The following is a 26811-nucleotide window of genomic DNA, read 5'->3' as shown; positions in this document are numbered from 1 at the left end:
GCGCGTACTGCTGTGCTGTATATAGCTAAAATAAAGTTAGTCAGGAGAATACAATGAAAAATTCTTCTAATGCACCTCAGATGCAGGGTGCTCAGATTATTGTTGAAATCCTCAAGGAGCAGGGCGTAGATACTATGTTCGGCTATCTTGGCGGTGTCGTCCTTCCTATATTTGATAAGCTTTACGATACTGATATAAGGTTTATCACGCCGCGCCACGAACAGGGCGGGGCTCATATGGCAGATGCCTATGCCCGCTGCACGGGAAAAACAGGAGTCTGCATTGCAACATCCGGCCCTGGAGCTACAAACCTAACCACTGGAATAGCGAATGCTATGATGGATTCTGTCCCGATGGTTGCCCTTACCGGACAGGTTCGTACCGAGCTGATCGGCGGGGATGCGTTTCAGGAAGTGGACACCACAGGCATAACACGTCCCATCACAAAGCACAATATAATTGTAAAGGATGTAAACAATCTGGCTGAAGAGCTCAGGCAGGCCTTCTATATCGCCTCAACAGGAAGGCCAGGGCCGGTGCTGGTTGATATTCCGGTAGATGTATCAGTGGGTACTGGAAGGCTCAATCCTCCCTCTGAGATTGATATGCCCGGCTACAAGCCGCGGGTTGAAGGACACAAAAAGCAAATCGAAGCAGCAGCTGATGCAATAAACAAGAGCGAAAGGCCGGTGCTTTATGTTGGGGGCGGTGTAATCATCTCTAATTCCTCCCGAGAGATTACGGCTCTGGCCGAGAAGGCCAATATCCCCGTTACAACCACATTGATGGGCATGGGAGCTTTCGACCAGAACAGCCCGCTTTCGATAGATATGCTCGGTATGCACGGAGCGGCTTACGCAAATATGGCAGTTCAGAATTCGGATCTGCTCATCGCTGTAGGCTCTCGCTTCGACGACAGAGTTACCGGTCAGCTAAAGCGGTTCTGCCCGAACGCAAAGATCCTTCATGTAGATATAGATCCTGCAAGCATATCCAAAAACGTTCAGGTTCACGTACCTGTGGTAGGCGATGCGAAGCTGGTTCTCCCTGAGATAACAGAGCTGCTTGAACACAAGCCTCGTGAGTCGTGGTTCGCCCAGATAAGCGAATGGAAGAAGGCGCATCCTTTCACCTACGACAAAAACGCCTCAAACATAAAGCCTCAGTATGTTATCGAAGAGCTGTGGAATCAGACCAAGGGAGAGGCCACAATCACAACAGGCGTAGGCCAGCATCAGATGTGGGCAGCTCAGTTTTACAAATACAAGTACCCCCGTCAGTTCATCACCAGCGGCGGGCTCGGAACTATGGGCTTCGGACTGCCTTCGGCAATCGGCGCTCAGGTTGCAAGGCCGGAAAGCACAGTGATAGATATCGACGGCGACAGCAGCTTCAATATGACATTGACCGAGCTTTCAACCGCTGTAATGTACAATCTGCCCGTCAAAGCAGTTGTCCTAAACAACGGATATATGGGGATGGTCAGGCAGTGGCAGGAGCTTTTCTATCAGAGAAGATATTCACACAGCCACCTCTTGAATCCTAACTTTGCGGAAGTGGCAAAGGCGCTCGGAGCAGGCGGAATAAGCATCGAGAGAAAAGATGAAGTTCCCGGAGCTGTAGAAAAGATGCTTTCCTACGACGGCCCGTGCGTGCTGGACTGCCGCATAGAGGCAGAGGAAAATGTGTGGCCTATGGTTTCACCGGGCAAAGCGCTCGATGAAATGGCCGGCCTGGAAATCTTTGAAAAAATGCCTTAATTCTGGGAGATTGAAATTGAAGCATGTAATAAGCGCTCTGGTTCAGAATAAGCCTGGTGTACTGGCACACGTTGCCGGTATGTTCGCTGCAAGGGCCTTCAACATTGATTCCCTCGCAGTTGGAAGAACAGACGACCCGAACCTCAGCAGAATGACTATAGTTGTAGTAGGCGGAAGCGAAGTTCTCGAGCAGGTTAGAAAGCAGCTCGGAAAGATTGTTTCTGTCGTGAAAATTCAGGATTTTGCCGGAAGAGATGTCGTGGCAAGAGACCTTATGCTAATTAATATTCACTGCCGAGCGGAGAAAAGGGCAGAAATTCAGGCTCTTGTTTCTATGTTTGAGGGCAAAGTGGTTGATATCGGGCCGAAAAACGTTATGGTTGAAATTTCAGGCCCTGAGAGTAAAATGGAAGCTTTTATAGATGCCTGCCGGCATTACGGCATAAAAGCTACTGCCAGAACGGGTACTATCGCTATGCCCAGATACCGCAAAGGTGATAAAAGTTAGCAATTAAGAAATAATTTGATTACAGGAGATAATAATGGCAAAAGTATTGTATGAACAAGATGCACCTATTGATGCCCTCAAATCGGGCAAGGTGGCAGTTATTGGCTACGGCAGCCAGGGACACGCACACTCGCAAAACCTTCGGGACAGCGGAGTTGAGGTGGCAGTGGCAGAGGTTCAAGGCTCTGATAATTATAAGCTTGCCCAGCAGCACGGTTTCGAGCCCAAAGACATCGCGGGAGCCATGAAAGGCGCAGACCTTATCATTATGACTCTTCCCGATGAGATTACAGCGAAGATATTCACCGAAAACATCAAGCCTAATCTCGAGCCCGGCCAGACAATCGGCGTATGCCACGGATTCAACATCAACTTCGGGCTTATCGATGTGCCTGAAGAGAACAATGTGGTTATGATAGCCCCTAAGGGCCCTGGTCATCTTGTAAGGAGCGAATTCGTTAAAGGCGGCGGCGTACCGTGTCTTGTAGCTGTAGAGCAGGATAAAACCGGCAAGGGAAGAGAAGTAGCTCTTGCATGGGGCAACGGTATAGGCGGCGCCCGCGCCGGCATACTGGAGACCACCATCAAAGAGGAAACAGAAACAGATCTCTTCGGCGAGCAGGTAGTACTTTGCGGCGGACTAACATCGCTGATAAAAGCAGGCTTTGAAACTCTCGTTGAAGCAGGATATCAGCCTGAAATCGCATACTTCGAATGTATGCACGAGGTCAAGCTCATTGTCGATCTTATGTATGAGGGCGGAATCAACTATATGAGATACAGCATATCCAACACTGCTCAGTGGGGCGATATGATCTCCGGCCCGAGAATCATCACAGACGAGACCAAGAAAGAAATGAAGAAAATTCTTGGAGAAATTCAGTCTGGAGAGTTTGCAAAAGAATGGATAAATGAGTACAATAACGGTCTGAAGAGATTCAAGGCTCTATATCAAGCCGATCATGACTGCCAGCTGGAAGAAGTAGGCAGAAAACTGCGTAAGATGATGAGCTGGATCGATTCTAAAGAAGTTTGAGTATAACTTTGCAGGAGCTGAAAAATGCTCCTGCATCTATTTACAGCAAGTTTTCCTTATGAGAAGAAAGGGATTGCTTTGAGATTATCGCTTAGCGTATTAGCCGTTTCGGTTATGGTTTTATTTGCAGGAGGCTGCAGCAGCTTAAACAGCGTTTCTGCACCCGAAGACGAGCTCATTTTCGACCGCTTCCATGAAATGCAGATTAGCTTCGACACCTCCACAGACATCCTTCCTGAGATAAAGAAGGACGAGATGGGTGAGTATGTATCCGAAAATCAGAATTCTGTTGCTTCATGGGGGCAGAAGGATGACGGAGCTGCAATATGGATGAATGCCGCAGTATTCGGGCAGGACAACAACCGCCTCGCCCGGAAATATGCATTTGTCTTCGAAGAGAAACAGTCTAACTTTGGCCTCTACGGAGGCACGGCAGGCAGAGGAAGAATCGAGCTTGAGTATTCACTTCCCGGCGACTTCGACGATATAACCTACGCAAATCAGGCAGAGCGAAGGAAAGAAATCATCATTACAGGAATCAATATGTTCATTGGGGATATTGACCCGATCAGGCTGGACAGCGACTATGTCTATTCCGGCGCAATGCTTGTGAAAAAGGCATTCTCTTTGATGATGTATGAAATTGAGCAGAATCCTTCAAAGATTGCCCTGCTTAAAGAACGCAGAGGGCTTGATTTTGATTTCCCGACCTTTGGTCTGGCAAGGGCGAGAATGCTTGTTAATGATGAATACAGGGTTCGGGTGAAGATAAAGATCGGCAAATATGCTGAAGACTTTGAGAATCATCCAGATGTGATAGAGATGGATAAATTCGTTAAGCCCAACGAAATGCTGTCTCCTCAGCCTCAGGTTCAGCCTGCTGAAGAAGCCGAAACGGGCGGCTCGAATTTCATAACCGATTTCTTCAGTAATCTCTTCGGCGGCGGAGGCGAACAGCAGCCCGCAGAAGAACAGCCTGAAATTGAGCCTCAAACCGGCGAAACTCCAGACGTTTCAACGGATGTAGGCGAGGTTGAAAACGACCAGCAGGAGCAACAGCAGGACGCTGAGCCAGCTCAGGAGCAGACTGAAGCTGAAACTGCGGCGAACGATGACCAGCAGCAGACTGATGCGAATGAGGGTGAAAACTTCCAGGAAGAAACTGCCCCGCAGGAAAATCAGGAGAATGCTTCCGAGCAGGAATAATTCCAAAATTGACTTACAAAAAAGGTCGTATTGGGTGCATTTTTTCCAAGCGGCCTTTTTTTATGGTGTTTATTCCAAATTAGTTCTTTGCAAACAGCCGGTTAGAAAGTAAATTAGGATAGATGGCAAAAGAAGAAAAGAAATCCAGCTGGCCAAGGATAAAAAACAAAAAAGCGTTTCACGATTACGAGATTCTTGATAAAATCGAGGCGGGCCTGGAATTAAAGGGCAGTGAGGTGAAATCGCTCAGAACGGGAAGCGCTGATTTAAACGCTGCTTATGGAAGAATTTACAATAATGAATGCTTTCTCATAGGCTGCAAGATTGAGCCATATAAAGAAGCCACGTATAACAATCACGACCCCGAGAGAAAGCGAAAGCTTCTTCTGCACAAGGCTCAGATTAAGCGTTTGCATACAAAGCTTGAACAAAAGGGCTATTCGCTGATTCCGCTTGCGATTTATTTCAACAAGCGGGGAACAGCAAAGCTTGAGCTCGCCCTTGCAAGGGGCAAGAAAAAGCACGATAAACGCGCTGCTATCAAAGAAAAAGATCTCAAACGGGATATGCAGCGTTATTCGAAATACTGAGATTGAATTTTTCAGGAGAATTTATGGAATGCAAAAAACAAGATAATATGAAAAACTGCAACTGCACCTACGAACCGTGCCCGAGAAAAGGTGTATGCTGCGATTGTATTCAGTACCACCTGCGTATGAAACAGCTTCCAGCCTGCTGTTTTCCTGATGATGTGGAGAAAACATACGACAGAAGCTTCAAGGCCTTCGCAAAGGCTTGGAACCTCTAATATTAATGCCTTTATTAAGGAGCTAAGATAATGGATGAAGACTATAAAAATCAAAATAGCGATGAGAACGCACCTTTTGAAAAAGAGGATGACCAGGAGCAGAATCAGGATTATCAAAACAATGAAAGATTAGAGCTCTCCGGTGAGCCTGAAGGATATAATACTGAAGAGCCTGCGCGTGAAGTGAAGCAGGAACAGCCCGCTAAAGAGGCTGCGCAGCAGAGCAAGAAGGGCGATAAAAAGGCCGGCAAGAAACCAGAGAAAGAGCCGAAAAAGAAAAAGGGGTTCTGGTGCAGGCTGTGGTCTGCGATGAAATTTATCTATATGGTGATTACAGTACCGTATTTTATTATGGTAGTGCTGTTTATTGTGGCATTCCTTGCTGCTGTGTTCAGCCACGATGAATTTATAGATATTGAAGAGGGCTCGAGATTAGCAAGAGGCGGCTTCAATGAAACCGTAATTATGGAAGGCAGCAGAGATAACAGAATCGCACTTATAGACGTGCAGAATCTAATAACTTTTGAGACCAGCCAAAAATTCAGGAGCCAAATCAAAAAAGCTCAGAAGGATGACTCCGTTGCAGCTTTGATTGTTCGTGTAACATCTCCGGGCGGTTCTGTATCTGCGAGCGACCAGATCCACCATTACATTGAAAGCTTCCAAAAAGACACCGGCATTCCCGTATATTCTTTTATGTCCGGTGTTGCGGCCTCAGGCGGATATTATGTTTCCGCTGCCTGTGATGAGATTTATGCCGAGCCCACCACAATCACCGGGTCTATAGGTGTAATTAGTCGCCCCTGAAAAAGTTTTAAATTTCCTTAAATTCTTTTCTGATAATGGTTTATATGATTGAAAAGCTTTCGAGATATGGTATAATATTGCAAGTGTTTATCTTCCATCTATCAAAACATTGCAATATTGGGACAAAATAATGAAGGCAAAAAACAATAAAGCAGGCTTACTCTTTCAGCAGCCATTAAAACCTCTTGTAAATCCTGATCACTCTTTAGTCCAACTCTCAGAGGTTGTCAACTGGTCTCGCTTTGAAGAGAAGTTTGGCAGTTTATACAGTCCTGATTCAGGCAGGCCGGCCAAGCCGATTCGCCTGATGGTCGGCCTTCAGTATCTCAAGTACACTTTCAATCTCAGCGATGAAGCAATCGTTGCCGGCTGGGTTGAGAATCCTTACTGGCAGTATTTCTGCGGCGAAAGATACTTCCAGTACGAGCCTCCTATTGATCCAACCAGTATGACTAAGTGGCGTAATAAGGTAAAATCTGATGGTCTTGAAGAGCTGCTCGAAGAAACTATCAAAGCCGGCTTGAAGCTTAAGGTTATCAAAAAGAACGATTTCAACAAGCTCGTTGCAGATACAACCGTTCAGCAGAAGAACATCACTTATCCGACCGACGCAAAACTCTGCCACAAACTGCGCATTAAGCTTGTAGATCTTGCAAAAGCCTCAAAACTCCAACTTCGCCAAAGCTACGAAAGGGTTGGAAAAAGGGCGTATGTAATGCAGGGCAGGTATCGACGTGCAAAACAGTTCAAAAGAGCTAAAAAAGAAGTGAAGAAATTAAGGAACTACCTGCGGCGAATTACGAAAGAGGTCGAGCGGAATATAGCAGGCAATGAGCAGTTAAGAATAATTTTTGATACATTGCTTCAAGCCGCTAAGAAGCTTTTAGCCCAGACAAAGAAAAGCAAAAATAAGCTCTACAGTATTCACGAACCTCACGTCTGCTGCATTGGGAAAGGCAAAAGCCACAAGAAATATGAGTTTGGAAATAAGGTTGGAATTGTAACTACTGCCAAGAATAATTTTATCGTAGGAGCGTTGGGCTTTGAAGGAAACCCTTATGATGGCCATACTCTTCGGGCTAATCTGAAGCAGACAATGAATTTAATCGGGAGAGAAAAGCTTGGAGATGTTTATGTTGATGGAGGATACAAGAAACATGGCTGCGAAGATATTGGAAATGTTGAAATTGTAGAAAAGGGCTGGCGAAAAAAGAAACGAAGTATCAAGAGGTGGATTAAGAGAAGATCGAGCATAGAACCAACGATAGGCCACCTCAAAGAAGACAACAGGTTGGGAAGAAACTTCTTGAAAGGTGTAGAAGGGGACAAAATGAACGCCCTCGGCAGCGCTTTTGGGTACAATATGCGTAAACTTCTAAAGAAGTTTACTTTTGCCTATATTTTTATGCTTAAAATTATTGAATTTTACAGAAATTTGGCAATGAAAAGCAAATTAAAGACTCGATTAGCCTGATATATTTTTTTAGTTTCCCCAAAATCATTGATTTTTCAGGAACGACTAATTATGCAGTCTTTCAATCTCGAAACCCTTATGAATGAGAAACTGGGGATAAACAATATCACAGTAAAATCAGGCGAAAAGAAAGACTGGCCTAAGATGTTCGACGAGGTAACCCAGCAGCAGCTTGATTATATAAAAAGCAAGATGATAACCCCCGCCTATGAGCGTTTTGTTACTCTTGTGGATGAAGGGCGCGAGAAGCTCTCCAGAGAACAGGTGCTCAAGCTTGCAGACGGCAGCATATATTACAGCGACGAGGCGGTAAATAACGGCTTGATTGACGGGGTAAGCTATCTTGAAAGCCTGAGAGATAAGATTGCAGAAGATGAAGGACTTGAAGACCCCGAAATTTTCGGGTTTAAGCAAACCTTCAGTTTGGAATATCTCTTTCGCAATGCCGCAGCGGATACGGGATTTTTCCCAAATGCTGAGCAGACTCTCCAGAAAATCAACACCCCTGAACTTATGTATCTTTGGAAGCTTGATAATTAAGGCCGATTAAAGATAATGGCTTACGCAAAAATTTGAGATTTAATTTATTCTCCTTAAATTAAATAATACACCGAAACAGGCCGGAGGAATTTCCTGCCTGTTTCTTTTTTGGTTCTGCCATGGATGATTTTACTGTAATTACAAAACTCCCGGGAAGGCTGGTTAAATTCAGCTCGCCTGAAGAAGTGATAAATTTGAGCTCTGCCAATTTCTCAGATGCGCTTCGCTTTGCGCAGGAATATGCGGAAAATGGCGGGTATGTCGTTTCGATTTTGAATTACCAGCTCGGCGAATATCTGGTCAATCAGGCAGATGGCTCAAACCTCGGCACCCTGCTTTTCTACAAAACCTGCTCCAAGCCTGCGATAAGGCCCTGCAGTGATTTTGCAGTTACGGGGATTAGGCTTTCTCAATCACGAAGTGATTACTGCAATGCCCTTGCCGAGATTAAAGCCGAGCTCGAGGCAGGCAGAACTTATCAGGTGAATTACACTACGAGCGTGGATTTCAATTTTTTCGGCTGCCCTCTGGCATTCTTCATCCATTCTCTGAAAACCCAGCCCACTGCCTACAACACAATTATAAAACTTCAAGACAGGTATATCATCTCAGCAACTCCTGAGCTTTTCTTCTGCGCCGAGGGACGCAGTATATACTCAAGGCCGATGAAAGGCACTTGCCGCTTAGAGCAGGGCGAGGATTTTCTCAGGAATGATGAAAAAAATGTTGCTGAGAACGTGATGATCGTTGATCTGCTCCGCAACGACCTCAACAGGATATGCGATAATGTGCATGTGCCTGAGCTGCTTGAGGTGGAAGAGTATAAATCGCTGTATCAGATGACTTCCAAAATCTGCGGGACTCTGCGAGAGAAATCTTTCCTGAAAATAATCGAGGCGCTTTTCCCGTGCGGGTCTATTACCGGAGCCCCCAAGAAAAGCACGATGGATATTATCCGACGGGTTGAAAGCTCCTCAAGAGGTCTCTATACCGGCTCAATCGGCCTGAACAGCAAAGACCGTATGCTCCATGCAATCGCAATCCGAACCGTTGAGATAGAAAACGGAAAAGCACGCATGGGAGCGGGCAGCGGGATTACAGTGTGCTCCGAGCCGGCGGAGGAATATGAGGAAACGCTCCTGAAAACCAAATTCATCGAGGCTGGAAGCGAATTCAGAGTGTTTGAATCAATCCTATGGGACAGCAAAAAGAGGGAATTTGCACGCCTGAACGAGCATCTGGAAAGGATTATGAAATCTCTCGGCTTTTTTAAAATTCCCTGCAGCAGAGAAGCTCTCAGAGAAAGGCTGCTCTCAGCATTGGGCTTCTCGTCCGATAAACGCGTGCGGCTTTCAGTTAATTCGAGGGGGAAGATTGCCGTTGAGTCTTTCCCGTTAATCCCTTGGAAGCAGGGGTGGATTGGGCTTAGGCAAGTTCCAAGCAGGCCCAAGGCTTTCACTATGCACAAAACCTCCAGAAGGCTCAATCTCGATTTGAAAAACTTCACCGAGCACATACTCCACACCAGTTCCGGCGAACTGCTCGAGGGCTCTATTTCCAATCTCTTCCTGCGATTTGCAGACCGCTGCATTACCCCTCCCGCAGAGTCCGGGCTTCTTCCGGGCGTTGAAAGGGCTGCCTTCATCAGAGAGAATAATGTTCTTGTAAGAAGGCTTTACCTGCAAGACCTGCTCAAGGCCGATGCGATTGTGTTTACTAATTCAGTTCGCGGATGCATTGAGCTTAAGCTTCCCGAATGCATTGAAAAACGCTCTTGCGTTCTTCAAACTCCCAGCCAATAGCCAGAGAGAGCATCGGGACTAACTTCTGCTTCAGACTGGGGTATGATATCCTCTCTCTCAGCTGGGAAAGTATGATTTATCATGGGCTGCTTTTCAAATTACTCAAGCTGGTCTGAATCTTTTACGTGGTCTTTGGTTATAACAATTCCAAACTTATTGCTTCCAAAATTCTTGGGAGAACGGAATTATCCGGGTTTCTTGATTTTTTCTGGCAAAATTTTACGCCTTTCAAACATCTAATAGTGAAGAAAATATATTTGCATTCTAATTTTAGGGAAGCTTATGATGACAAACAAATCAGCATTTCTTTTGTCGGCTGTGTTTTTTGCAGCTCTCTGCCTTGCAGACGAGGCAGCTAAAGACGTTTTTTACTACGGCGCCGATATTTCCGCACTAAGCAAGGTGGAATCGCTTGGAGGTGAATTCAAAGACAGCGCGGGCAGCCCTGCTGATGCTATGGAGCTGTTCGCCGAAAACGGCTGGAACTGCGCAAGGCTGAGGCTCTTTGTAAATCCAAACGGCAAAGGAGCAGTTGTAAACGACCTTGAATACACTCTGAAACTCGCTGAAAGGGCAAAGAAAGCGGGGATGGATCTGCTGATAGACCTGCATTATTCTGACACATGGGCAGATCCCGGCCACCAGAATAAGCCCGAAGCTTGGGAATCTCTGGATTTTTACCGCCTCAGAGAGAAGGTTGAAAGCTATACAGCAGAGGTTATCAAAAGCTTCTGTGATAAAGGAATCTGCCCGGAGATGGTGCAAATCGGAAACGAGATTAACCCGGGCTTCCTTTGGCCGGAGGGCAGGATAAAGTGGAAGGAGGAAAAAAGCTGGCTTCGCTTTGCACATCTGATAAAGGCGGGAATACGAGGCGTCCGTAAGGCCTCGCCAGAGGGCAAAAGGATCAAAACCGTTATCCATACAGCCCTTGGCGGGAATACCGCCGCCACAAAAACCTTCTTTGATTATATGGAAAAATACAGAGTTGATTATGATGTTATCGCCCAAAGCTGCTACCCTTGGTGGCACGGGACGCTTGAAGAGATAGGGGAAAACCTGAAGTTTATGGCGGGCAGATACGATAAGCAAATCATAATCGCTGAAACCGCCTATCCCCGCAAAGAAAACTTCTCGAAGGGCAAGGGCAGCTGGACAGAAGAACGTATGGCTTGGCCAATGACAGAAGAAGGGCAGGCTCAATTCCTTGCCCAGCTTGTAAAAACCGCAAAATCCACCCCAGACGGCAAATGCATCGGCATATTCTACTGGTACCCCGAATCAATTAATGTAAAAGGTATGCATACATGGATGAACGCAGCGATGGCTATGTTCGATAAAAACGGCAAAGCCCTCGAAGCCCTCAAAACCCCGCTAAAACATAAATAACCAGTTTAAGCTGGATTTCAAGCAGCTGGTATTTATTACAGTTTTTCCGTTAATCGAACCGTTTCAGTGTGGTTTTACTTGAAACGGTTTTTATTTGTGCTAAGCTGTGATAGTACTTTGAATATTCAGCGGTTATTGTAATGCCGCAAATTTCAAGAGTTGTTTTTATGAAAGGAATTCAAAATGAAATTCACAAAAGTGTTAGCGTGCATTCCTATTGCCTTTGTTCTTATGGTGCTTTATCCGGCAGTTTTGTCCGCAGGCGAGCTGGAGCCGTCTTCCCCTCCCTCTTCAGGCACAATGAAAACCCTTGATGAGGTTGAGCCGAGAATCCCCATCTCGGGCTCTGATGAGCCTGTAAGCACATTTCAGATTGATGGTTCGGGCTCATACTACCTCACCGGCAATAGAGTATGTTCAGGCACAGGCATTTACCTCGGTTCAGGTGTGGGAAACGTTACGATAGACCTATGCGGATACACCCTCTCAGCGGAAGACGGCTCTACGGGTACTGGAATACTCATGCAGAGCTGCAGCAATGTTGCTGTCTTGAACGGAACGATTACAGGCTTCTCTCTACGCGGAATAGCAGAATTCAACAGGACCGGGACTGGGAAAGGGCATAAAATTTCCGGCGTAACTATTTCAGGAACGGGACCCGGCTATCCCACTTTTGATGCATTAAGCCTCACAGGCAGTGAGCATTTGGTCGAAAACTGCATAATCAGAGACAACAGCAACGATGGTATTCTGATTATGGGAGGCGGAACTGTACGAAATAATACAGTTGTTAACAACGCTGATAAAGGGATAGTTGCTTACAATAGGAATATTGTTACAGGCAACAGGTGCTGCTTAAACGGCGATTCAGGAATAGTGAGCTATGGGGCAAGCATAATCAAGGATAATGTTTCCTGCAGCAATGATGAATATGGAATTCATACAAATGCCGACGGATGCAGGATTGAGGGAAATGTTGTTTCATCAAACCAAGTTTACGGCATTTATGCTTCAGATAACTGCTGCATCAAGGGCAATACCGCTAATGAAAACGGAACCGGCGGAATCCACGGGGCTCAAAACTGCCTGTTTGTAGATAATGTTGCCTGCAGCAACACAAGCTACGGAATCCATTGTTCCGGCAATGGTTATATCGACAGCAACGCAGCCGTAGATAATGGCATTTCGAACATTTATACCGACAGCAGCAGTACAGTGGGAACGAATCATGCTCCGTAATCGCCAAGGGCTGTTCAAAAGAAAGGAACTGTAATGAATACTTATATATTAAAGCTTTCTGCCCTTGCCTTTCTGATTCTTGCAGCCGGGTTTTTCTGTTTCGCTGAAAATATAGACCCATACCAAGACGGCAGTCAGTATGCCTGGAGCGTAAATGCCGGCTGGCTCAATTTTCAGCCCGCTCAGGGCAGCGGCGTGCAAGTCTCTTCTGATTCAGTACAGGGGTTTGTGTGGGCAGAGAACATCGGCTGGATAAACCTCTCGCCTTCGAATTACGGAGGCGTTATAAACGACGGCAGCGGAAATCTCTCAGGCTTCGCTTGGGCTGAAAACGCAGGCTGGATCAATTTCGCCCCTAACGGCGGAGGGGTAACCATCGATTCGGACGGCGAGTTTTCAGGCTGGGCATGGGGCGAGAATATCGGCTGGGTAAACTTTGCTGTTTCGGATGCCGTCCAGGCGTGCAGGGTGTCCTTGGAAGACCTCTACAGCTTTGCAGATGACTGGCTCAAGCAAATGAAATGTCCCGGAGACCTGAATCAGGATTTCAATGTAGATATGCTGGATTCTGCCGTCTTAGCGAATTACTGGATGGATTACTGCCCGGATGCTTGGCCGCTCAAGTAATTTTTTTCAGCTAAGCTTTCTTTAGCAATCCTAAAATGCTTGGCCTTTCATTAAAAATATATACCCCTTAGCGTGTTCTGCGGCGATGTGAATTGTATGATTCGGACAGGACAGCGAAGATTGTTTGCAAGTTGTCTATTATCAATGTTTTAAATACATTAAAAAATCGTGTAGTCAGTGCAGCCTGCGGATTTTTATGTCTCTCTCGGCGACTAATCAGGCACAGAAAAGATTGCAATTTTGCGGGGATTGCTAAAATAATCCTTTATGCCAGAAAAGCCGAAAAGTAAAAGCAAAAAGCAGCGGTTCGAAAAGCCTTCTCTGCAAAAGGAAGTTACCACGCTATGGGACTATCCATCGCAGAATTACGGAGGCTCAGAGCAGGGCGATACCAGCTATATCGGAGCCACGCCGAGCTACGTGATATGGAATCTGCTCCAGCGTTATACCAAGAAGAACGATCTGGCAGTTGACCCGATGTGCGGCAGCGGCACAACGCTGGATGTGGCCAGAGACCTGGGGCGAAGAGCTCTCGGGTATGATGTAAACCCGACGAGGCCGGATATATTCAATGTGGATGCACGAAAGCTCCCGCTGGAGGACGAGAAGGCGGATTTCGTTTTCATAGACCCACCATACTCCACCCACATCAACTACAGCGATGACCCCCGCTGCATCGGCAAGCTCCACGCAGGCGAAAAAGAATACTACGATTCAATGAGGCAGGTGTTAGCCGAGATTCACCGCATACTCAAGCCGGGAAAGTTTTTCGGACTCTACGTTTGCGATTCATTCGAGCTCAAGAAGGGCTTTTTTCCGATAGGCTTTGAGCTCTTCGCTATTATGCGGGAAAAATTCACGCCGAAAGATATAGTTTCCGTTGTGCGGCATAATAAAACGCTCGAAATGGGGAACTACAGAAAAGCAGCAGACGAACAGAACTTCTTCCTGAGAGGCTTCAACTACCTGTTCATTATGCAGAAACCGCAAAACAAAAAGCCGGCAAACCCCCGGAAAATGACAAAACGTAAAAGACCGGCTAAAAACAGCACCAGACCCGCAAGCAGAAACAAGAACCGCATTAAACAGACTAAAGGTTCGCCAAATCGCTCAAAGCGAAGAAAAGAATAGATTTGCCGTTTGCAGAAATTTACTTTACAGTCTTATTTGAAATTGAAATAGTTATTAGGGAAGCAAGGTAATTGATGGATTTACAATCTGATTGGGGCAAGTATAGACCAACAACAAAAGGGGACTTTATATCCCGCCTTATTTCGATGGGGTTAAGCAGAGGTTCTGTTAGAAAAAAACTATACTCTTACTGGGTTAAGTCTTTCGGGCCTATAATCGACTGCGAAATAAGAGGAATTAAATACAGGCTGAAAGTAGATGACAATTTAACAGATAAAAAGCTTTTCTTTTCCAGAGCAGAAAAAGACAATGAAGAAATTGATTTCCTCAGCGAGGCTTGCTCAGGCAAAACTTTCGTAGATATAGGAGCAAATATAGGATATTACTCCCTCACATTAGCCAAGCAGGGTGCATCCAGAGTTGCAGCAGTGGAGCCTAATCCTGAAGCGATAGGCAGGCTGAATTACAATATAAAGATCAATGGATTTGATTCAAAGGTTTCTGTTGCTCCCTTTGGAGCGGCAGACGGCGAAAGCTTTGAGCTGGATGTAAGCGGGAATCTCGGTATTGCAAGTATATGCAATGAGAATAAGGGCGAGAAAACGATAAAAATCCAGACAAAGCCGCTCATAGAAATACTTGCAGAGCTGAAAGTTGAATCAATCGGCGGATTGAAGATCGATATTGAAGGTGCGGAAGATAAAGCACTTGCCCCATTTCTCAAAGCTGCTGAGAATAAACTGCTTCCTGAAGCAATCGTATTAGAGCTTGCCCACAAAAACTGCTGGCAGGAAGACCTGCAGGACATGCTTGTAAAATCGGGCTACAACCTTGTTAGAAAAACAAACGGCAACGGGCTCTATAAAAAGAATAAAACTCAATGAAATTTCTCAAATCATCCGAAACATACAAGCTGGACCCCAAAGACCTCGCTTCTCTGCCTGTTCACCCCGATGCGGACAGGCTGGAGGGCAGATTCAGCGAGGATTTCGCAGTGCTTATAGGAAACGCTCAAAAAGGCGAGGCAGATTTCTTGGTAAAGGGAAAAGCAAAGGCTTTCAAGGCAGCTGAAAACGGGATAGAATATGTGCCGGCAAGAATTGCTTTCAAAAATAATATGCCGCGTTTCCTGAGTATTCTCAGTATGTTTAAGTTTGCAAGAAAGAAATTCAAATACAGCTCTGCAGGCATCTATCATATAAGCGCAAAAGAAATCCGAATGATGGGGATAGAGCGGGGGATAAGAACAAAAGAAAATGCATACGGAATCCGAAACCCCAAATGGCGAATCCCGGAAAGCAAGAGGGCGGGCAAATACGAAGAGCTTTCAAAGCAGATCAGGGAACAGGGCTACAAAGATGAGCATCCAATCAGCATTATGGTTTGCCGCAGCTTCGGCGTGCTGGACACCTTAGACCAAGGCCACCACAGAATCTCAATCTGCCTCGAACAGGGCGTTGACAGAATCGCTGTGGAGTTCAGGGCAGTCTCAAAGCCGCCTCTGGTTTTCGCACTGCTGCTTTGGCTGCCGGCAAAGGCGAAAAGGATTATTACGAAAATCCAAAATGATAAGCAAATCAATTTTCATTCAAACAAATCTTCGATGATATGATCCTCGCTGCCGAAAAGTTTTTTCTTAGTCCTTCTGAATGTCCCGGGCATTTGGCCAAAATCTATTGCCTGATAACCTAATTTGGCCAGATCATAAGCCATAACTGCAGCCGTTGGGCCTAAAACCAGCAGAACAAGATACTCCTTTGGATTATAGGCTTTGATTTTATTAAGTATAATATCGTATTTGGCGAAGGCATTTTTCGCGGGCGCATAAACAATATCAGCACTTCGGGCATTATTGAAAAGCTCCTTTTCGAACGTGAACCGTCCCGCCTTGCCGACAACAATAAGAATCTTTCTATTTTGCCAGATCTGCTTTATAAGCTGCACTCTTTCGATAAACTTGGATTTACCATCAGTTGGAAGATTTCTGAAGCACAGGGCTGAATAGTATTTTCGCTCGGGCTCTAAAAGCTTGAGAACTTTATCACCAATCCTTACAGCAAATTTCTGCCAGACTTTCCCAAGAGAATCAAAATCGCTGACCGGAAATATTGCAACAATAATATCAGGCTTATTGCTCTTTAGCACCTCAAGCATTCTGCGATTCAGCTCACTGTTTACATCCTGAAAAGATTTGTGCCTTTCTCCAACTATCAGCTTGAATTCGCCGTCGCCAAATCTGCATACGCTTTTTTTCGAATGCAATATCTCTCTTAGAGTTTCCTCATCGCAGTAAGCTGCTGGATAAAGAGAGATGAATTTATCTATGTCTTTCCTGAAATGCTCAATTAAACGCGAATCTGCATTTTCACGAAACTTTTTCCTTTTGTCTGAGTTTAGTATAAATGAGGATAGAAAGAGGTTTACGTGGCGCAGTGAAAAGTATCTTAGTTTCTTCCAAAAGTTATCCAACTCTCCAATCATCTTTATTTATACACCTCACCCTGCCAGATGTAATCTTCTGAGTATGGTTTGCCGAAGGTTGTTTCGGCGATATATTTGATAATCTGCTGACCGGAAAAATTATCGTGGTAGTATTTTCTTCCTGCACCGGCGATATCTTTTCTCATTTGGTTATCGTTATGAAATTCAATAATCTTTTTCTTCAGCTCATCTTCATCTTTGAAGTATGCGGCGCAGTTTTCCGGGATAATATCCTTCATCTGCCCTGCGTCCCATATAAATGCAAGGATTCCGTTGCCCATTAGCTGTGAGATTCTAGCAGATGAATAATATTTCCAGCCTTCATAGCGATTCAGATTGAGGCTCATCTTCGTTTTTGAAAGCACGCTGTCGTACTCCTGCCCCCATACAGCGGGGTTTCCGTAGATTCCGAATGTCTCAAATTTCAGCTTGTCTTTGAGGTCATTATGCAGATTAACTATCAGAGGATAGCGGTCGTCTGTTTCACTGCCTTTGCCGCAAAACGTCAGATCATATTCGAGCTCGTCCTTCTTTGAATTGTCCATATCTTCGATGCATGGGTCGGCTGCGTTGGGAATGAAGCTGACGATATTTCTTCCCGTGCAGAACTGCCTGAGAAAATCGCCTCCGGAAGTGATAAACATCGCATCAACGTGATTCTTTCGCCAGTGCAGCTTTTTAACGTTCCGCTCTCTCCAAGGAGGGTCAACGTTTATATATGCTATCGGTACATTCGGCATAATTGCCTTCACCCTGTCCAGCGTATTGTTTGTGATAAGGTCGCTGTGGCCGATGATAATCAGATCAGGATTCCAGTTCCTGCAAACTTCTATAAACTTCTTGTTCGCTGCGGGCACCCCAAGCGGTTTTATATGCAGAGGAGCCTCGAATTTTGCAATATCCCTCTCGCTGTATTCGATCACCTTCCAGTTGTTCCTGATCATGCCGTTAAAAAGCTTCCTTCCGGTTGATACCTTGGTAAGCCCGTATCGGCGGATCATTATATTATCCGAGTGTACTATTCTCATATCTTAAAGCCTGACTATTCTTTCACAAATATCACTGAGTCTTTTCTTCTGCATCTCGAACGAGTATTCATCCCGTACAGTCTGCCGAGCCTTCTGGCCAAGGCCGGCTGCAAAATCTTCATTTATTATTATTTTCTCAAGGGCGTCTGCAAGTTTTTCAGGATTTTCTTTTTCAATTATTATCCCGCCGCCATTTTTATTTATCGCCTCGGAAGGGCCGGGCAGGTTTGTTGTAATGCAGGGTTTACCGAAAGACATTGCCTCAAGCAGGGCCACGGGAAGCCCTTCCTTTCTTGAGGGCATACAAAAGATATCTATTTCGCTGAAAAATTTCTCTTTGTTTTTTACCCATCCCGGCAGGCTTACTGAATCTTCAATGCCAAGCTCGCTGCAGAGATCTTCCAATGATTGTCTCTGCTCGCCTTCTCCCCCGACAACCAGACTAAACTCAATTCCCCTCTGCTTCAGTATCCCGCAGGCTTTAAGCAGCACATCGCAGCCTTTTTCGTGATGCAGTCTTCTCATTGTTCCTATAACAGGTGGGCTGTGGAAATGAAATTCCTTTGGCGGCTCCAGGCGGACTGCATTCGGGAAGTAGAAAATCCGTTCTGAAGGTATGGCTCTGCATTTGAGCTTTTCTTCTAAATCCCTGCTTATAACGAGGGAGGCATCAAGCCCTGTGAAAAGTTTGTTGCGGTAGTTGTGGGTGGTTGCGCAGATTTTCGTATTTTCAGGGAGTTTCTTTTTTACAAACCTGCTCAGGCACATTGAAATAGCCCTGTTTCCATGCAGAAAAACTATATCCGGCTGAATCTGCATAACTGCTCGGGCAAACTTCCACCCGAAAAAAGGATTAAGCTTTCTGGTGTTGGAAATTAAAATCGGCTCTCTGCCTGCTGCCTCAGCCACATTCTCTTTATAGCTTCCTTTGCAGTTGCATATTGGGAAAATTTCAAAGCCCGCAGCTTTGAGGGTCTTGGTGTGGTCAACGAATACCTGTTCGAGCCCGCCTTTGCCCTTTGCAAACATACACTGAACTATTTTCATAACTATTCCCCTGAAACTTTGCGTATTTTTATGCTATTATCCTTTATCCGTTTTATTGTCAAGAGAATAAGAACTCCGACAGCCTTAACTTGATTAACAAACAATACTTTTATATAATTATGATTGATGTTAAAAATTGCAGTTCATTAATTCGAGAAATATATAGTCGCCCCTGAAAAAGTTTAAAATTTCCTTAAATTCTTTTCTGATAATGGTTTATATGATTGAAAAGCTTTCGAGATATGGTATAATATTGCAAGTGTTTATCTTACATCTATCAAAACATTGCAATATTGGGACAAAATAATGAAGGCAAAAAACAATAAAGCAGGCTTACTCTTTCAGCAGCCATTAAAACCTCTTGTAAATCCTGATCACTCTTTAGTCCAACTCTCAGAGGTTGTCAACTGGTCTCGCTTTGAAGAGAAGTTTGGCAGTTTATACAGTCCTGATTCAGGCAGGCCGGCCAAGCCGATTCGCCTGATGGTCGGCCTTCAGTATCTCAAGTACACTTTCAATCTCAGCGATGAAGCAATCGTTGCCGGCTGGGTTGAGAATCCTTACTGGCAGTATTTCTGCGGCGAAAGATACTTCCAGTACGAGCCTCCTATTGATCCAACCAGTATGACTAAGTGGCGTAATAAGGTAAAATCTGATGGTCTTGAAGAGCTGCTCGAAGAAACTATCAAAGCCGGCTTGAAGCTTAAGGTTATCAAAAAGAACGATTTCAACAAGCTCGTTGCAGATACAACCGTTCAGCAGAAGAACATCACTTATCCGACCGACGCAAAACTCTGCCACAAACTGCGCATTAAGCTTGTAGATCTTGCAAAAGCCTCAAAACTCCAACTTCGCCAAAGCTACGAAAGGGTTGGAAAAAGGGCGTATGTAATGCAGGGCAGGTATCGACGTGCAAAACAGTTCAAAAGAGCTAAAAAAGAAGTGAAGAAATTAAGGAACTACCTGCGGCGAATTACGAAAGAGGTCGAGCGGAATATAGCAGGCAATGAGCAGTTAAGAATAATTTTTGATACATTGCTTCAAGCCGCTAAGAAGCTTTTAGCCCAGACAAAGAAAAGCAAAAATAAGCTCTACAGTATTCACGAACCTCACGTCTGCTGCATTGGGAAAGGCAAAAGCCACAAGAAATATGAGTTTGGAAATAAGGTTGGAATTGTAACTACTGCCAAGAATAATTTTATCGTAGGAGCGTTGGGCTTTGAAGGAAACCCTTATGATGGCCATACTCTTCGGGCTAATCTGAAGCAGACAATGAATTTAATCGGGAGAGAAAAGCTTGGAGATGTTTATGTTGATGGAGGATACAAGAAACATGGCTGCGAAGATATTGGAAATGTTGAAATTGTAGAAAAGGGCTGGCGAAAAAAGAAACGAAGTATCAAGAGGTGGATTAAGAGAAGATCGAGCATAGAACCAACGATAGGCCACCTCAAAGAAGACAACAGGTTGGGAAGAAACTTCTTGAAAGGTGTAGAAGGGGACAAAATGAACGCCCTCGGCAGCGCTTTTGGGTACAATATGCGTAAACTTCTAAAGAAGTTTACTTTTGCCTATATTTTTATGCTTAAAATTATTGAATTTTACAGAAATTTGGCAATGAAAAGCAAATTAAAGACTCGATTAGCCTGATATATTTTTTTAGTTTCCCCAAAATCATTGATTTTTCAGGAACGACTATATATGCGTATAGCACAGGTTATGCTCGCTCGGAATTTTGGCGGTGCTGAGCGGTCATTTGTTGACACATCAAGGGCTCTTGCAGAACGTTCGCACGAGGTTTTGGCTATTTGCCATAAAGATTTTGTAAAGAAAGAAAGCCTTGAAGGCATTCCAAATTTAACTCTCAAAACTGTTAATTCCCATGGGGAATGGGATGTTTCCACGCCTCACAGGCTTCATAAACTCATACTGGATTTTGATGCTGATGTTGTTCACACCCAGCTCAAGCGGGCAGCCTGGCATACAGGCAGGGCCCTGCGCAGGGAAAAAATTCCCGTAATAGCAAAGCTCCACAATTATGTAGCACTTAATAAATACAGGCATATAGATATGCTTATCGCCACCACTGAAGACCAGAAACGTCATGCCCTTAATTTGGGCTGGCCTGAACAGAGGGTTAGAGTTTTGCCGAATTTTTCTCGTATTGAGCCTGCCGAGTCGGCAAAGCAAATTCAGGATGGTAAAATAAGAATCCTTTCCTATGGCAGATACGTTCAGAAAAAAGGTTTTGACCTGCTCCTTAATGCGTTTGCTGATATTCTCGCTGACGGGATAGACGCAGAGCTTGTAATAGGCGGAAGCGGACCTGAACTTGATAATCTCAAAGCCCTGAGCAGAAAACTGGGCATCAAAGATAGAGTGAATCTTGGCGTTTGGCTGGATGATGTGTCCCAGGCTCTTGATCACGCGGATTTATTTGTGCTCCCTTCGCTTGATGAGCCTTTCGGAATAGTTGTTCTTGAGGCTATGGCAAGAGGCATCCCGATGGTTTGTACAAAAACCCAGGGACCGTCTCAAATTTTAAGCAGTGAAAACGCCTATCTAACAGAGAAAGGCTCCTCTCAGGCCTTGGCTGAGGCAATAAAACAATCTCTGAGCAGCAGAGATGAAGCAAGTAATAAAGCACAAAAAGCCCTTGAGCTGTATCGTAGTAAATATTATCAGCAGGCGATAATCCCAAGGCTCGAAAAGATCTACAGATTGCTTATTTCACGGTGAGTTTTGTCAGCTCCCTGTACACCTCAAGCTCTTTATCGACCATAATCCTGAGGCTGAAGTTTTCATCGATATAATCTCTCAGTCCGGAGAAGTTCATATTTGCAGCTTCTTGAATTTTCTCGGCGAGCTGATCTGCATCTTTTGGGTTGAACAGCAGGCCGGTTTGGCCGTCTTTGATGATATCGAGCGTACCGCCGTGGCTGCTTCCCACAACGGGCGTATTCATGGCCATCGCCTCGGCTGCTATCCTGCCGAAAGATTCGGGCTTGCTTGATGCAGCTGATACTGTAAGGTCGCTAACGGCGTAAATCTCCCGCACATTCGCCTGAGGCCCTGCAAATTTGAAGGCCTCCTTCCCGCCGAGTCTTTCGGTCATACTGTGAAGCTTTTCGAAATAATCGCCCTTATTCCCTGCCTTTCGGCCAACGATAAGCCCCACAGCCTCGGGGTGCTTTTTTCGGTATCTGGCAACTGCGTGGATGAAGTCTTCATGGCCTTTCCATTCGGTAACCCTTCCGATAATCGATATTACGTATCTATCCTCAAGTGCATACTGCTTTTTGAATGCTTCGATAAATTCTTCATCTGTCTTGGCTGGGTCGAAGTAGTCCATATCCACGCCTCGGGGGACATACCGGAGCCTGTCATAGTCGAATTTGTAATTTTTAACCACGTAATCCCTGATAGCGCTGCTCCCGTAGATCACCCTCTCCCCGGCGGTCATAATCTTGCTGTATGCGCTTACGCTGTTAAATCCGTGCACCGTGGTTACCAGCGGAATCTTCATTCCCTTCAGGGCAAACCAGCACATCCACGCCGGCACGCGGCTTCTTGCATGCACTATATCGGGCTTGAGCCCCTTGATGAATCCCCGCAGTCCCCAAGCCCTCAGCGGGGCGGTGATTGGGTTTTTCGAGCATACGTCCATTGTGATATGTTTTCCGCCTTCCGCAGCGAGCTTGCCTGCCAGCTTCCCGCCTGCGCTGATAACGAAGCTCTCGTGTCCGCGTGAGGCCAGCTCACGGCTGAGCTCCACTGCGCCTCTCTCTACGCCGCCCTGATGGAGCTCGGGAACTACCTGAACAATTTTCATATTATCTCACCAGCCTTTGGGTTTCTGCGTTTTCATTGTTTTCCGCTCCGAGTATGCTGATTCTCTGAATACTTCTTCTCGTATATGTCAGACTTCGCAAAAACTCCTGTGAACGTTCGGAGCAGGATCTTCAAATCGTTAATAAGGTTTCTCGTTTCCACATACTCCACATCCAGCTCGAGCTTTTCCTCTATCGTAAGCGAGCCTCTGCCTGAGATCTGGGCGAGGCCTGTAATCCCGGGTTTGGCCTCGAGTCTGCGTTTCTGCCTTTCGTTCCATTCGGCAATCTGCGAAACGTACAGCGGCCTCGGCCCCACCAGAGACATCTGCCCCTTCAGCACGTTCACAAGCTGGGGCAGTTCATCAAGGCTCGTTTCGCGAAGAAGTCTTCCGGTTTTCGTAATTCTCGGGTCATCGCTTGTTTTGGGCGAATTGCCGAACGGATCAGCATCTGCCCTCATCGTGCGGAATTTGATCATCGTAAAGGGTTTTGCGTTTCTGCCTGCCCTTTCCTGCAGGAAAAACGGATTCCCTCGGCTCTCCAGGCGAACAGCAGCTGCGATAAGCAGTATCACCGGCCACAGCACGAGCAGGGCGGCAAGCGATACTGTCAAATCTATAAGCCTTTTTACACAATCGCTCAATTTTTCCCCGCTTTGGCTTTGCGTTTCCGTTTTACATCTTCCGGACGCGTTTTCCACCTCCGATGTATCCACCAGTACTGCTCGGGGGCCTTTCTGATAAGCTTTTCGAGCTCGCCGGAATATTCCTGCGTGAGCCATTTGAGCGGGTTTTCTTTATCCTGCCATTCGGCCGGGGTTATAATGCGTCCGCATTCAATCTCGAAGAAAAATTCACCCATCCTCTGCCGGCATACGCCTACAACTACGGGAAGGTTTTCGGTTATAGCGAGCAGGCCTATGCTTTTGTAAGTGCTTGCGGGCTTGCCGAAGAAATCGACGAATATCCCCTTCCTCCCGGCGTTCTGGTCTGCGATGAAGCCCAGCGTTGCACCTTTCTTAACCAGCTCCGGCATAACCTTCGCAGCTCCCTTTTTGTTGATTATGTGCTGGCCGTGCCTCTCACGCACGGAATAGAGCCATTTGTTTACGAAGGGGTTGTCTATCGGGCGGGCAATGCTGTAAACATCGAAGCCGAAAAGCCCCATCAGATAGCCCATAATCTCGAAGTTTCCGTAATGGCCTGTGAGCATTATAAGCCCCTTCTTCTCGGCCATGAGCCATTTTGCCCGTTCGGCGTTGATAAATTCTGCATAATCTCGCCAGTTATCCCGACGGACGAGCTTTGTTGTGAAGAAAACGTCAACAGCAAGCATAACCAGATGCTGAAAGCTCTTGATGCAGGTTTGTTTGATCCATTCTTCATCCTTTTCAGGGAAGCTGCTGCGCAGATTCTCCACGGCCTTCTTTCTGCCTTTCGGGTAATGGTCCCACATAATCTCGCCAATCTTCATTGCGAGCCTTAGCGAACGGCGAACCCCGAGGGTATGCAGCACTCCCGCTGCAAGCCGAACGCCGAGATATTCGATATAATGTTCGGCAGTGCTGCGCTTTCGTTTGTTTTTTCTTTTGCTTTTTCCGGCCATAGATGGGTATTTTAATAATTCCCGCAGAATTGCCAAATGAATTCAAACCCCCAGAGCGATTTAGGTGTCTTTCGCAGGCTTATATATTTTGGTTTGACCAATCAGTAAAAGCATCCGGTTTATCAATTTTCAGCAAGCGGGCAGGCGGTTAATGATAAATTTGGCTTTTGATTATTTTTTTGTAAAACGCATACAGGTGCTGATATTTTTATATATACTCGGATTTTAGTTTTGAAAAGCAATTCTAAGCTTTAGTTTTGACTATAAAATTAGTAAGTAAAACAAAAGATAGTATAATGCAAGGCTATGTCAATTCAGTCTTCCAAATCATTGTTTTATGTTGTGTTGAGTTGAATTGTGATTTTATTAGAAGGGTTTGTTTTGCAGCTGGGCTCTTGATGCGTCTTAATTTTCAAAGAGATAGGCTTGTTGCAAAGTCATTTAATTTTTGAGTAAATGAAAAAAACTCTAAAAATTCTAAAAAAACGCTTGACTTGCAAGGCTTCAAAAGATAAGCTGTTTTTTACAATTTATTTTTAGTAAGCTTAGTATTTGTCATTTGGGATTTACTTATGACCCATTATAAAAAAGGATTTACATTAATTGAACTGCTCGTTGTCATTTCAATCATAGCGCTGCTGATGGCAGTTCTTATGCCCGCTCTGGGCAGGGCGCGTGAGAGCGCAAGGATAATTGTATGCAAGTCTAATCTCAGGCAGTATGGCTTGGCAATTCAAATGTATACAAGCAGTAATGACGGTTATTTCCCCTATATATATAACTGGCTCTATTCTCAGGATAATTTGAGCAAAATAAGCAAAGGCCAGTATCTCCAGCCTGACGGTTCTTACGAATCCGGCCCGGCCTGTCCTCCTCAATGCGTTTGGCACAACAGTTTGGCAGCTCCGGACGGGGGGCTTTGGCCTTACCTTGAAAATGAGGGTGCGCATTTATGTCCTTCCTTCCCTTCTTTTGCAGAAACTTACGGTTCAGATCACCACCCAGGCCATCAGCAGGCAATCCCTATCGAACCGCAATACAGCTACAGTATGAACTATTGGCTCGGTGTAGAATCGAATAAATGGAATCCTTGGGTTACATCTGTACCGCCTCCCGCTTCTCATCCGGACAGCTTAGAAGCCAGCGGCAGATCTATTAAGATGCTGAGAGTTGACAAGCCGGCTGATATTGTGGGATTTGCAGATGAGAACGCATGGACTATCCCAGGCGTCAGCGATTACGGCTTAGATGATAATTCGCTGTATATACTCCGCTCAAGGCCTGTTAATTATTTCGGAACTTTCCATAACGTTTTCGGAGAGGAAAAAAACAGGGGCGAGGGGAATGTGGTCTTTCTGGATGGCCATACTGAAACAATGAGCTTTGGCGAAAAAATATCGAGGAACGGTTCGCCCTCTGAAGTTAGAGAAGAGGCGTTCAGGCTTGTTTGGCCAAGATAAAAAAATGAATAATAATGGGCAATGGGCTCAGAAAAAATGTAGTTTAATTTGGAGAGCAAGAAAATGAGAATTCGAAAAATGAACAATTGCTTGCTGATGTTATTAATGGCTGTTTTCATTATTTCTGCTGCAAGCCCTGCTTCTGCTGTTTACCATCACTGGAAAATGGATGCGTGGCAGGAAGGCCTTTACGTGGACGGGAATGCTAATACCCACGGCATAGCTGACAGCGCAGACAGTAGTGGACAGGGAAGCATTGCAGGAAATTCAGGAGACCCAAATCCTGCACATGACCCTTTATATGTGTGGGGAGAGATGGAGGATCCTGATTTGGGAGGCGGAGAGAATGCCTTCAGCAGTGATGCTGCTCCCTCCGGTATGCTGAACGGTATTTCATCTGCTCAGTCATTTAATTTTAATGCAGTTCGAGAATTGGGCGGAAATATGTTCTATGCTGCCGATCAATACGGAAATGAGTATAGCTCCGGAAGCTTTACTGCCGAGCTGTTTTTCAAGCAGATAGGAGATACCTCTGGAGCTCAGACTCTGCTCTGGGCAAAGGAAGGACACGCTGCGAGCCATCTCCAGCTAAATACCGGAAATTCCGGTGCGGGAGGCCTTGAGTTTTGGGGGTATGACGGCTCTGGTTTTGTTAACATTGTTATGACAACAGAAGACAGGGCAGCAGGTTTTCAGGACGGGATGTGGCATTATGCTGCTGCAAGATACAATAACGCATCTAATGAAATGAGCCTTATGGTTTACAGCGAAGACGGCAGCGCCTATTTCAAGAACCAGACTCTCACTAATGATATGATTATCAACGGAGGCAATAACAATATTCTTATAGGCCGCAGAGAAGGTGAAACACCAGTTGAACGCTTTGCCGGTTTGATTGATGAAGTAAGGCTTTCCGGCAGCGCCATGAGCAATCCTGAGCTTATTGGTGTACCGGAGCCTGTTACTGCACTTCTTTTAGGAATCGGGAGCTTGGCTTTTACCAGAAAACGTAAAACTTAATATTGTAAAG

26 protein-coding genes are annotated in these 26811 nt (G+C 45.4%); 20 read left to right on the top strand and 6 right to left on the bottom strand.

Annotated elements, in window-relative coordinates:
• The first annotated feature begins 53 nt into the window (after positions 1-53).
• The 16 genes from ilvB to L21SP3_RS05520 all read left to right on the top strand — a co-directional run bounded on the left by ilvB (position 54) and on the right by L21SP3_RS05520 (position 15939).
• Positions 54-1760 carry a biosynthetic-type acetolactate synthase large subunit gene (gene ilvB, locus L21SP3_RS05595; RefSeq protein ID WP_077539890.1) on the top strand — a complete coding sequence of 569 codons (1707 nt, stop codon included), beginning with the start codon at positions 54-56 and terminating at the stop codon, positions 1758-1760.
• Positions 1761-1776: 16 nt separating this feature from the next.
• Positions 1777-2268 (top strand): acetolactate synthase small subunit, encoded by a 492-nt coding sequence (ilvN, locus tag L21SP3_RS05590; protein WP_077541858.1) that lies wholly within the window; start codon positions 1777-1779, stop codon positions 2266-2268.
• Between the two features lie 31 nt (positions 2269-2299).
• Positions 2300-3304 carry a ketol-acid reductoisomerase gene (gene ilvC / locus L21SP3_RS05585; protein WP_193791088.1) on the top strand — a complete coding sequence of 335 codons (1005 nt, stop codon included), beginning with the start codon at positions 2300-2302 and terminating at the stop codon, positions 3302-3304.
• Positions 3305-3382: 78 nt separating this feature from the next.
• The gene (locus tag L21SP3_RS05580) at positions 3383-4510 is read left to right on the top strand and encodes a hypothetical protein (protein WP_123785144.1); all 1128 of its coding nucleotides are present in this window, start codon (positions 3383-3385) and stop codon (positions 4508-4510) included.
• Between the two features lie 122 nt (positions 4511-4632).
• Positions 4633-5100, top strand: coding sequence for an SsrA-binding protein SmpB (gene smpB / locus L21SP3_RS05575; protein WP_077539884.1), 468 nt, complete (start codon positions 4633-4635; stop codon positions 5098-5100).
• Between the two features lie 23 nt (positions 5101-5123).
• Positions 5124-5318 carry a DUF6485 family protein gene (locus L21SP3_RS05570; protein WP_077539882.1) on the top strand — a complete coding sequence of 65 codons (195 nt, stop codon included), beginning with the start codon at positions 5124-5126 and terminating at the stop codon, positions 5316-5318.
• A 30-nt stretch (positions 5319-5348) separates the two neighbouring features.
• Positions 5349-6125, top strand: a complete 777-nt coding sequence (locus L21SP3_RS05565; RefSeq protein WP_077539880.1) for a S49 family peptidase — start codon at positions 5349-5351, stop codon at positions 6123-6125.
• 130 nt (positions 6126-6255) lie between these two features.
• On the top strand, positions 6256-7599 hold the full coding sequence (locus L21SP3_RS05560) for an IS5 family transposase (protein WP_227806803.1): 1344 nt from the start codon (positions 6256-6258) through the stop codon (positions 7597-7599).
• Positions 7600-7650: 51 nt separating this feature from the next.
• Positions 7651-8139, top strand: a complete 489-nt coding sequence (locus L21SP3_RS05555; RefSeq protein WP_077539878.1) for a S49 family peptidase — start codon at positions 7651-7653, stop codon at positions 8137-8139.
• Between the two features lie 119 nt (positions 8140-8258).
• Positions 8259-9941 carry a bifunctional chorismate-binding protein/class IV aminotransferase gene (locus L21SP3_RS05550; RefSeq protein WP_077539873.1) on the top strand — a complete coding sequence of 561 codons (1683 nt, stop codon included), beginning with the start codon at positions 8259-8261 and terminating at the stop codon, positions 9939-9941.
• A gap of 282 nt (positions 9942-10223) precedes the next feature.
• A complete protein-coding gene (locus L21SP3_RS05545) occupies positions 10224-11330 on the top strand; it encodes a glycoside hydrolase family 53 protein (protein WP_077539872.1) in 1107 nt (368 codons plus the stop codon).
• A gap of 183 nt (positions 11331-11513) precedes the next feature.
• Complete coding sequence (locus tag L21SP3_RS05540) at positions 11514-12569, top strand: right-handed parallel beta-helix repeat-containing protein (protein ID WP_077539871.1); 1056 nt, start codon at positions 11514-11516, stop codon at positions 12567-12569.
• Positions 12570-12602: 33 nt separating this feature from the next.
• Positions 12603-13196, top strand: a complete 594-nt coding sequence (locus L21SP3_RS05535) for a hypothetical protein (RefSeq protein ID WP_077539870.1) — start codon at positions 12603-12605, stop codon at positions 13194-13196.
• A 267-nt stretch (positions 13197-13463) separates the two neighbouring features.
• A complete protein-coding gene (locus L21SP3_RS05530; RefSeq protein WP_077539869.1) occupies positions 13464-14327 on the top strand; it encodes a DNA methyltransferase in 864 nt (287 codons plus the stop codon).
• A 74-nt stretch (positions 14328-14401) separates the two neighbouring features.
• On the top strand, positions 14402-15211 hold the full coding sequence (locus L21SP3_RS05525) for an FkbM family methyltransferase (protein WP_077539868.1): 810 nt from the start codon (positions 14402-14404) through the stop codon (positions 15209-15211).
• Positions 15208-15939: a hypothetical protein gene (locus L21SP3_RS05520; RefSeq protein ID WP_077539866.1), complete on the top strand. Its 732-nt coding sequence runs from the start codon at positions 15208-15210 to the stop codon at positions 15937-15939. Before L21SP3_RS05525 ends, L21SP3_RS05520 begins: the two co-directional genes overlap by 4 nt.
• Here L21SP3_RS05520 and L21SP3_RS05515 read toward each other — a convergent pair.
• Genes L21SP3_RS05515 through L21SP3_RS05505 form a run of 3 tightly spaced genes read right to left on the bottom strand, consistent with a single transcriptional unit; the run spans position 15912 to position 18883 of the window.
• Positions 15912-16808 carry a GT-D fold domain-containing glycosyltransferase gene (locus tag L21SP3_RS05515; protein ID WP_077539864.1) on the bottom strand — a complete coding sequence of 299 codons (897 nt, stop codon included), beginning with the start codon at positions 16806-16808 and terminating at the stop codon, positions 15912-15914. The genes L21SP3_RS05520 and L21SP3_RS05515 overlap by 28 nt on opposite strands.
• Positions 16809-16810: 2 nt before the next feature.
• The gene (locus L21SP3_RS05510) at positions 16811-17836 is read right to left on the bottom strand and encodes a glycosyltransferase family protein (RefSeq protein ID WP_077539862.1); all 1026 of its coding nucleotides are present in this window, start codon (positions 17834-17836) and stop codon (positions 16811-16813) included.
• Between the two features lie 3 nt (positions 17837-17839).
• Positions 17840-18883, bottom strand: coding sequence for a glycosyltransferase (locus tag L21SP3_RS05505; protein WP_077539861.1), 1044 nt, complete (start codon positions 18881-18883; stop codon positions 17840-17842).
• 306 nt (positions 18884-19189) lie between these two features.
• Between L21SP3_RS05505 and L21SP3_RS05500 the strand changes: the two genes are divergently transcribed.
• Positions 19190-20533, top strand: a complete 1344-nt coding sequence (locus L21SP3_RS05500) for an IS5 family transposase (RefSeq protein ID WP_227806803.1) — start codon at positions 19190-19192, stop codon at positions 20531-20533.
• Positions 20534-20584: 51 nt separating this feature from the next.
• Positions 20585-21622: a glycosyltransferase family 4 protein gene (locus tag L21SP3_RS05495; protein ID WP_077539859.1), complete on the top strand. Its 1038-nt coding sequence runs from the start codon at positions 20585-20587 to the stop codon at positions 21620-21622.
• Here the strand turns inward: L21SP3_RS05495 and L21SP3_RS05490 are convergent.
• Genes L21SP3_RS05490 through L21SP3_RS12125 form a run of 3 tightly spaced genes read right to left on the bottom strand, consistent with a single transcriptional unit; the run spans position 21609 to position 24321 of the window.
• Positions 21609-22715 carry a glycosyltransferase family 4 protein gene (locus L21SP3_RS05490; protein ID WP_077539857.1) on the bottom strand — a complete coding sequence of 369 codons (1107 nt, stop codon included), beginning with the start codon at positions 22713-22715 and terminating at the stop codon, positions 21609-21611. The genes L21SP3_RS05495 and L21SP3_RS05490 overlap by 14 nt on opposite strands.
• A 32-nt stretch (positions 22716-22747) precedes the next feature.
• Positions 22748-23359, bottom strand: coding sequence for a sugar transferase (locus L21SP3_RS05485; RefSeq protein ID WP_227806822.1), 612 nt, complete (start codon positions 23357-23359; stop codon positions 22748-22750).
• Entirely contained in the window at positions 23356-24321 is a 966-nt protein-coding gene (locus L21SP3_RS12125; RefSeq protein WP_077539854.1) for a lysophospholipid acyltransferase family protein, read from the bottom strand. Before L21SP3_RS12125 ends, L21SP3_RS05485 begins: the two co-directional genes overlap by 4 nt.
• 572 nt (positions 24322-24893) lie before the next feature.
• On the opposite strand from L21SP3_RS12125, the gene L21SP3_RS05475 reads away from it, so the two are divergent.
• Positions 24894-25781, top strand: coding sequence for a type II secretion system protein (locus L21SP3_RS05475; protein ID WP_077539852.1), 888 nt, complete (start codon positions 24894-24896; stop codon positions 25779-25781).
• A gap of 105 nt (positions 25782-25886) precedes the next feature.
• Entirely contained in the window at positions 25887-26801 is a 915-nt protein-coding gene (locus L21SP3_RS05470; protein WP_161488112.1) for a LamG-like jellyroll fold domain-containing protein, read from the top strand.
• The last annotated feature ends 10 nt before the right edge of the window (positions 26802-26811 follow it).

The organism is Sedimentisphaera cyanobacteriorum (assembly GCF_001997385.1).
GTDB lineage: Bacteria > Planctomycetota > Phycisphaerae > Sedimentisphaerales > Sedimentisphaeraceae > Sedimentisphaera > Sedimentisphaera cyanobacteriorum.
This window is presented reverse-complemented; position numbering and strand designations above follow the sequence as displayed.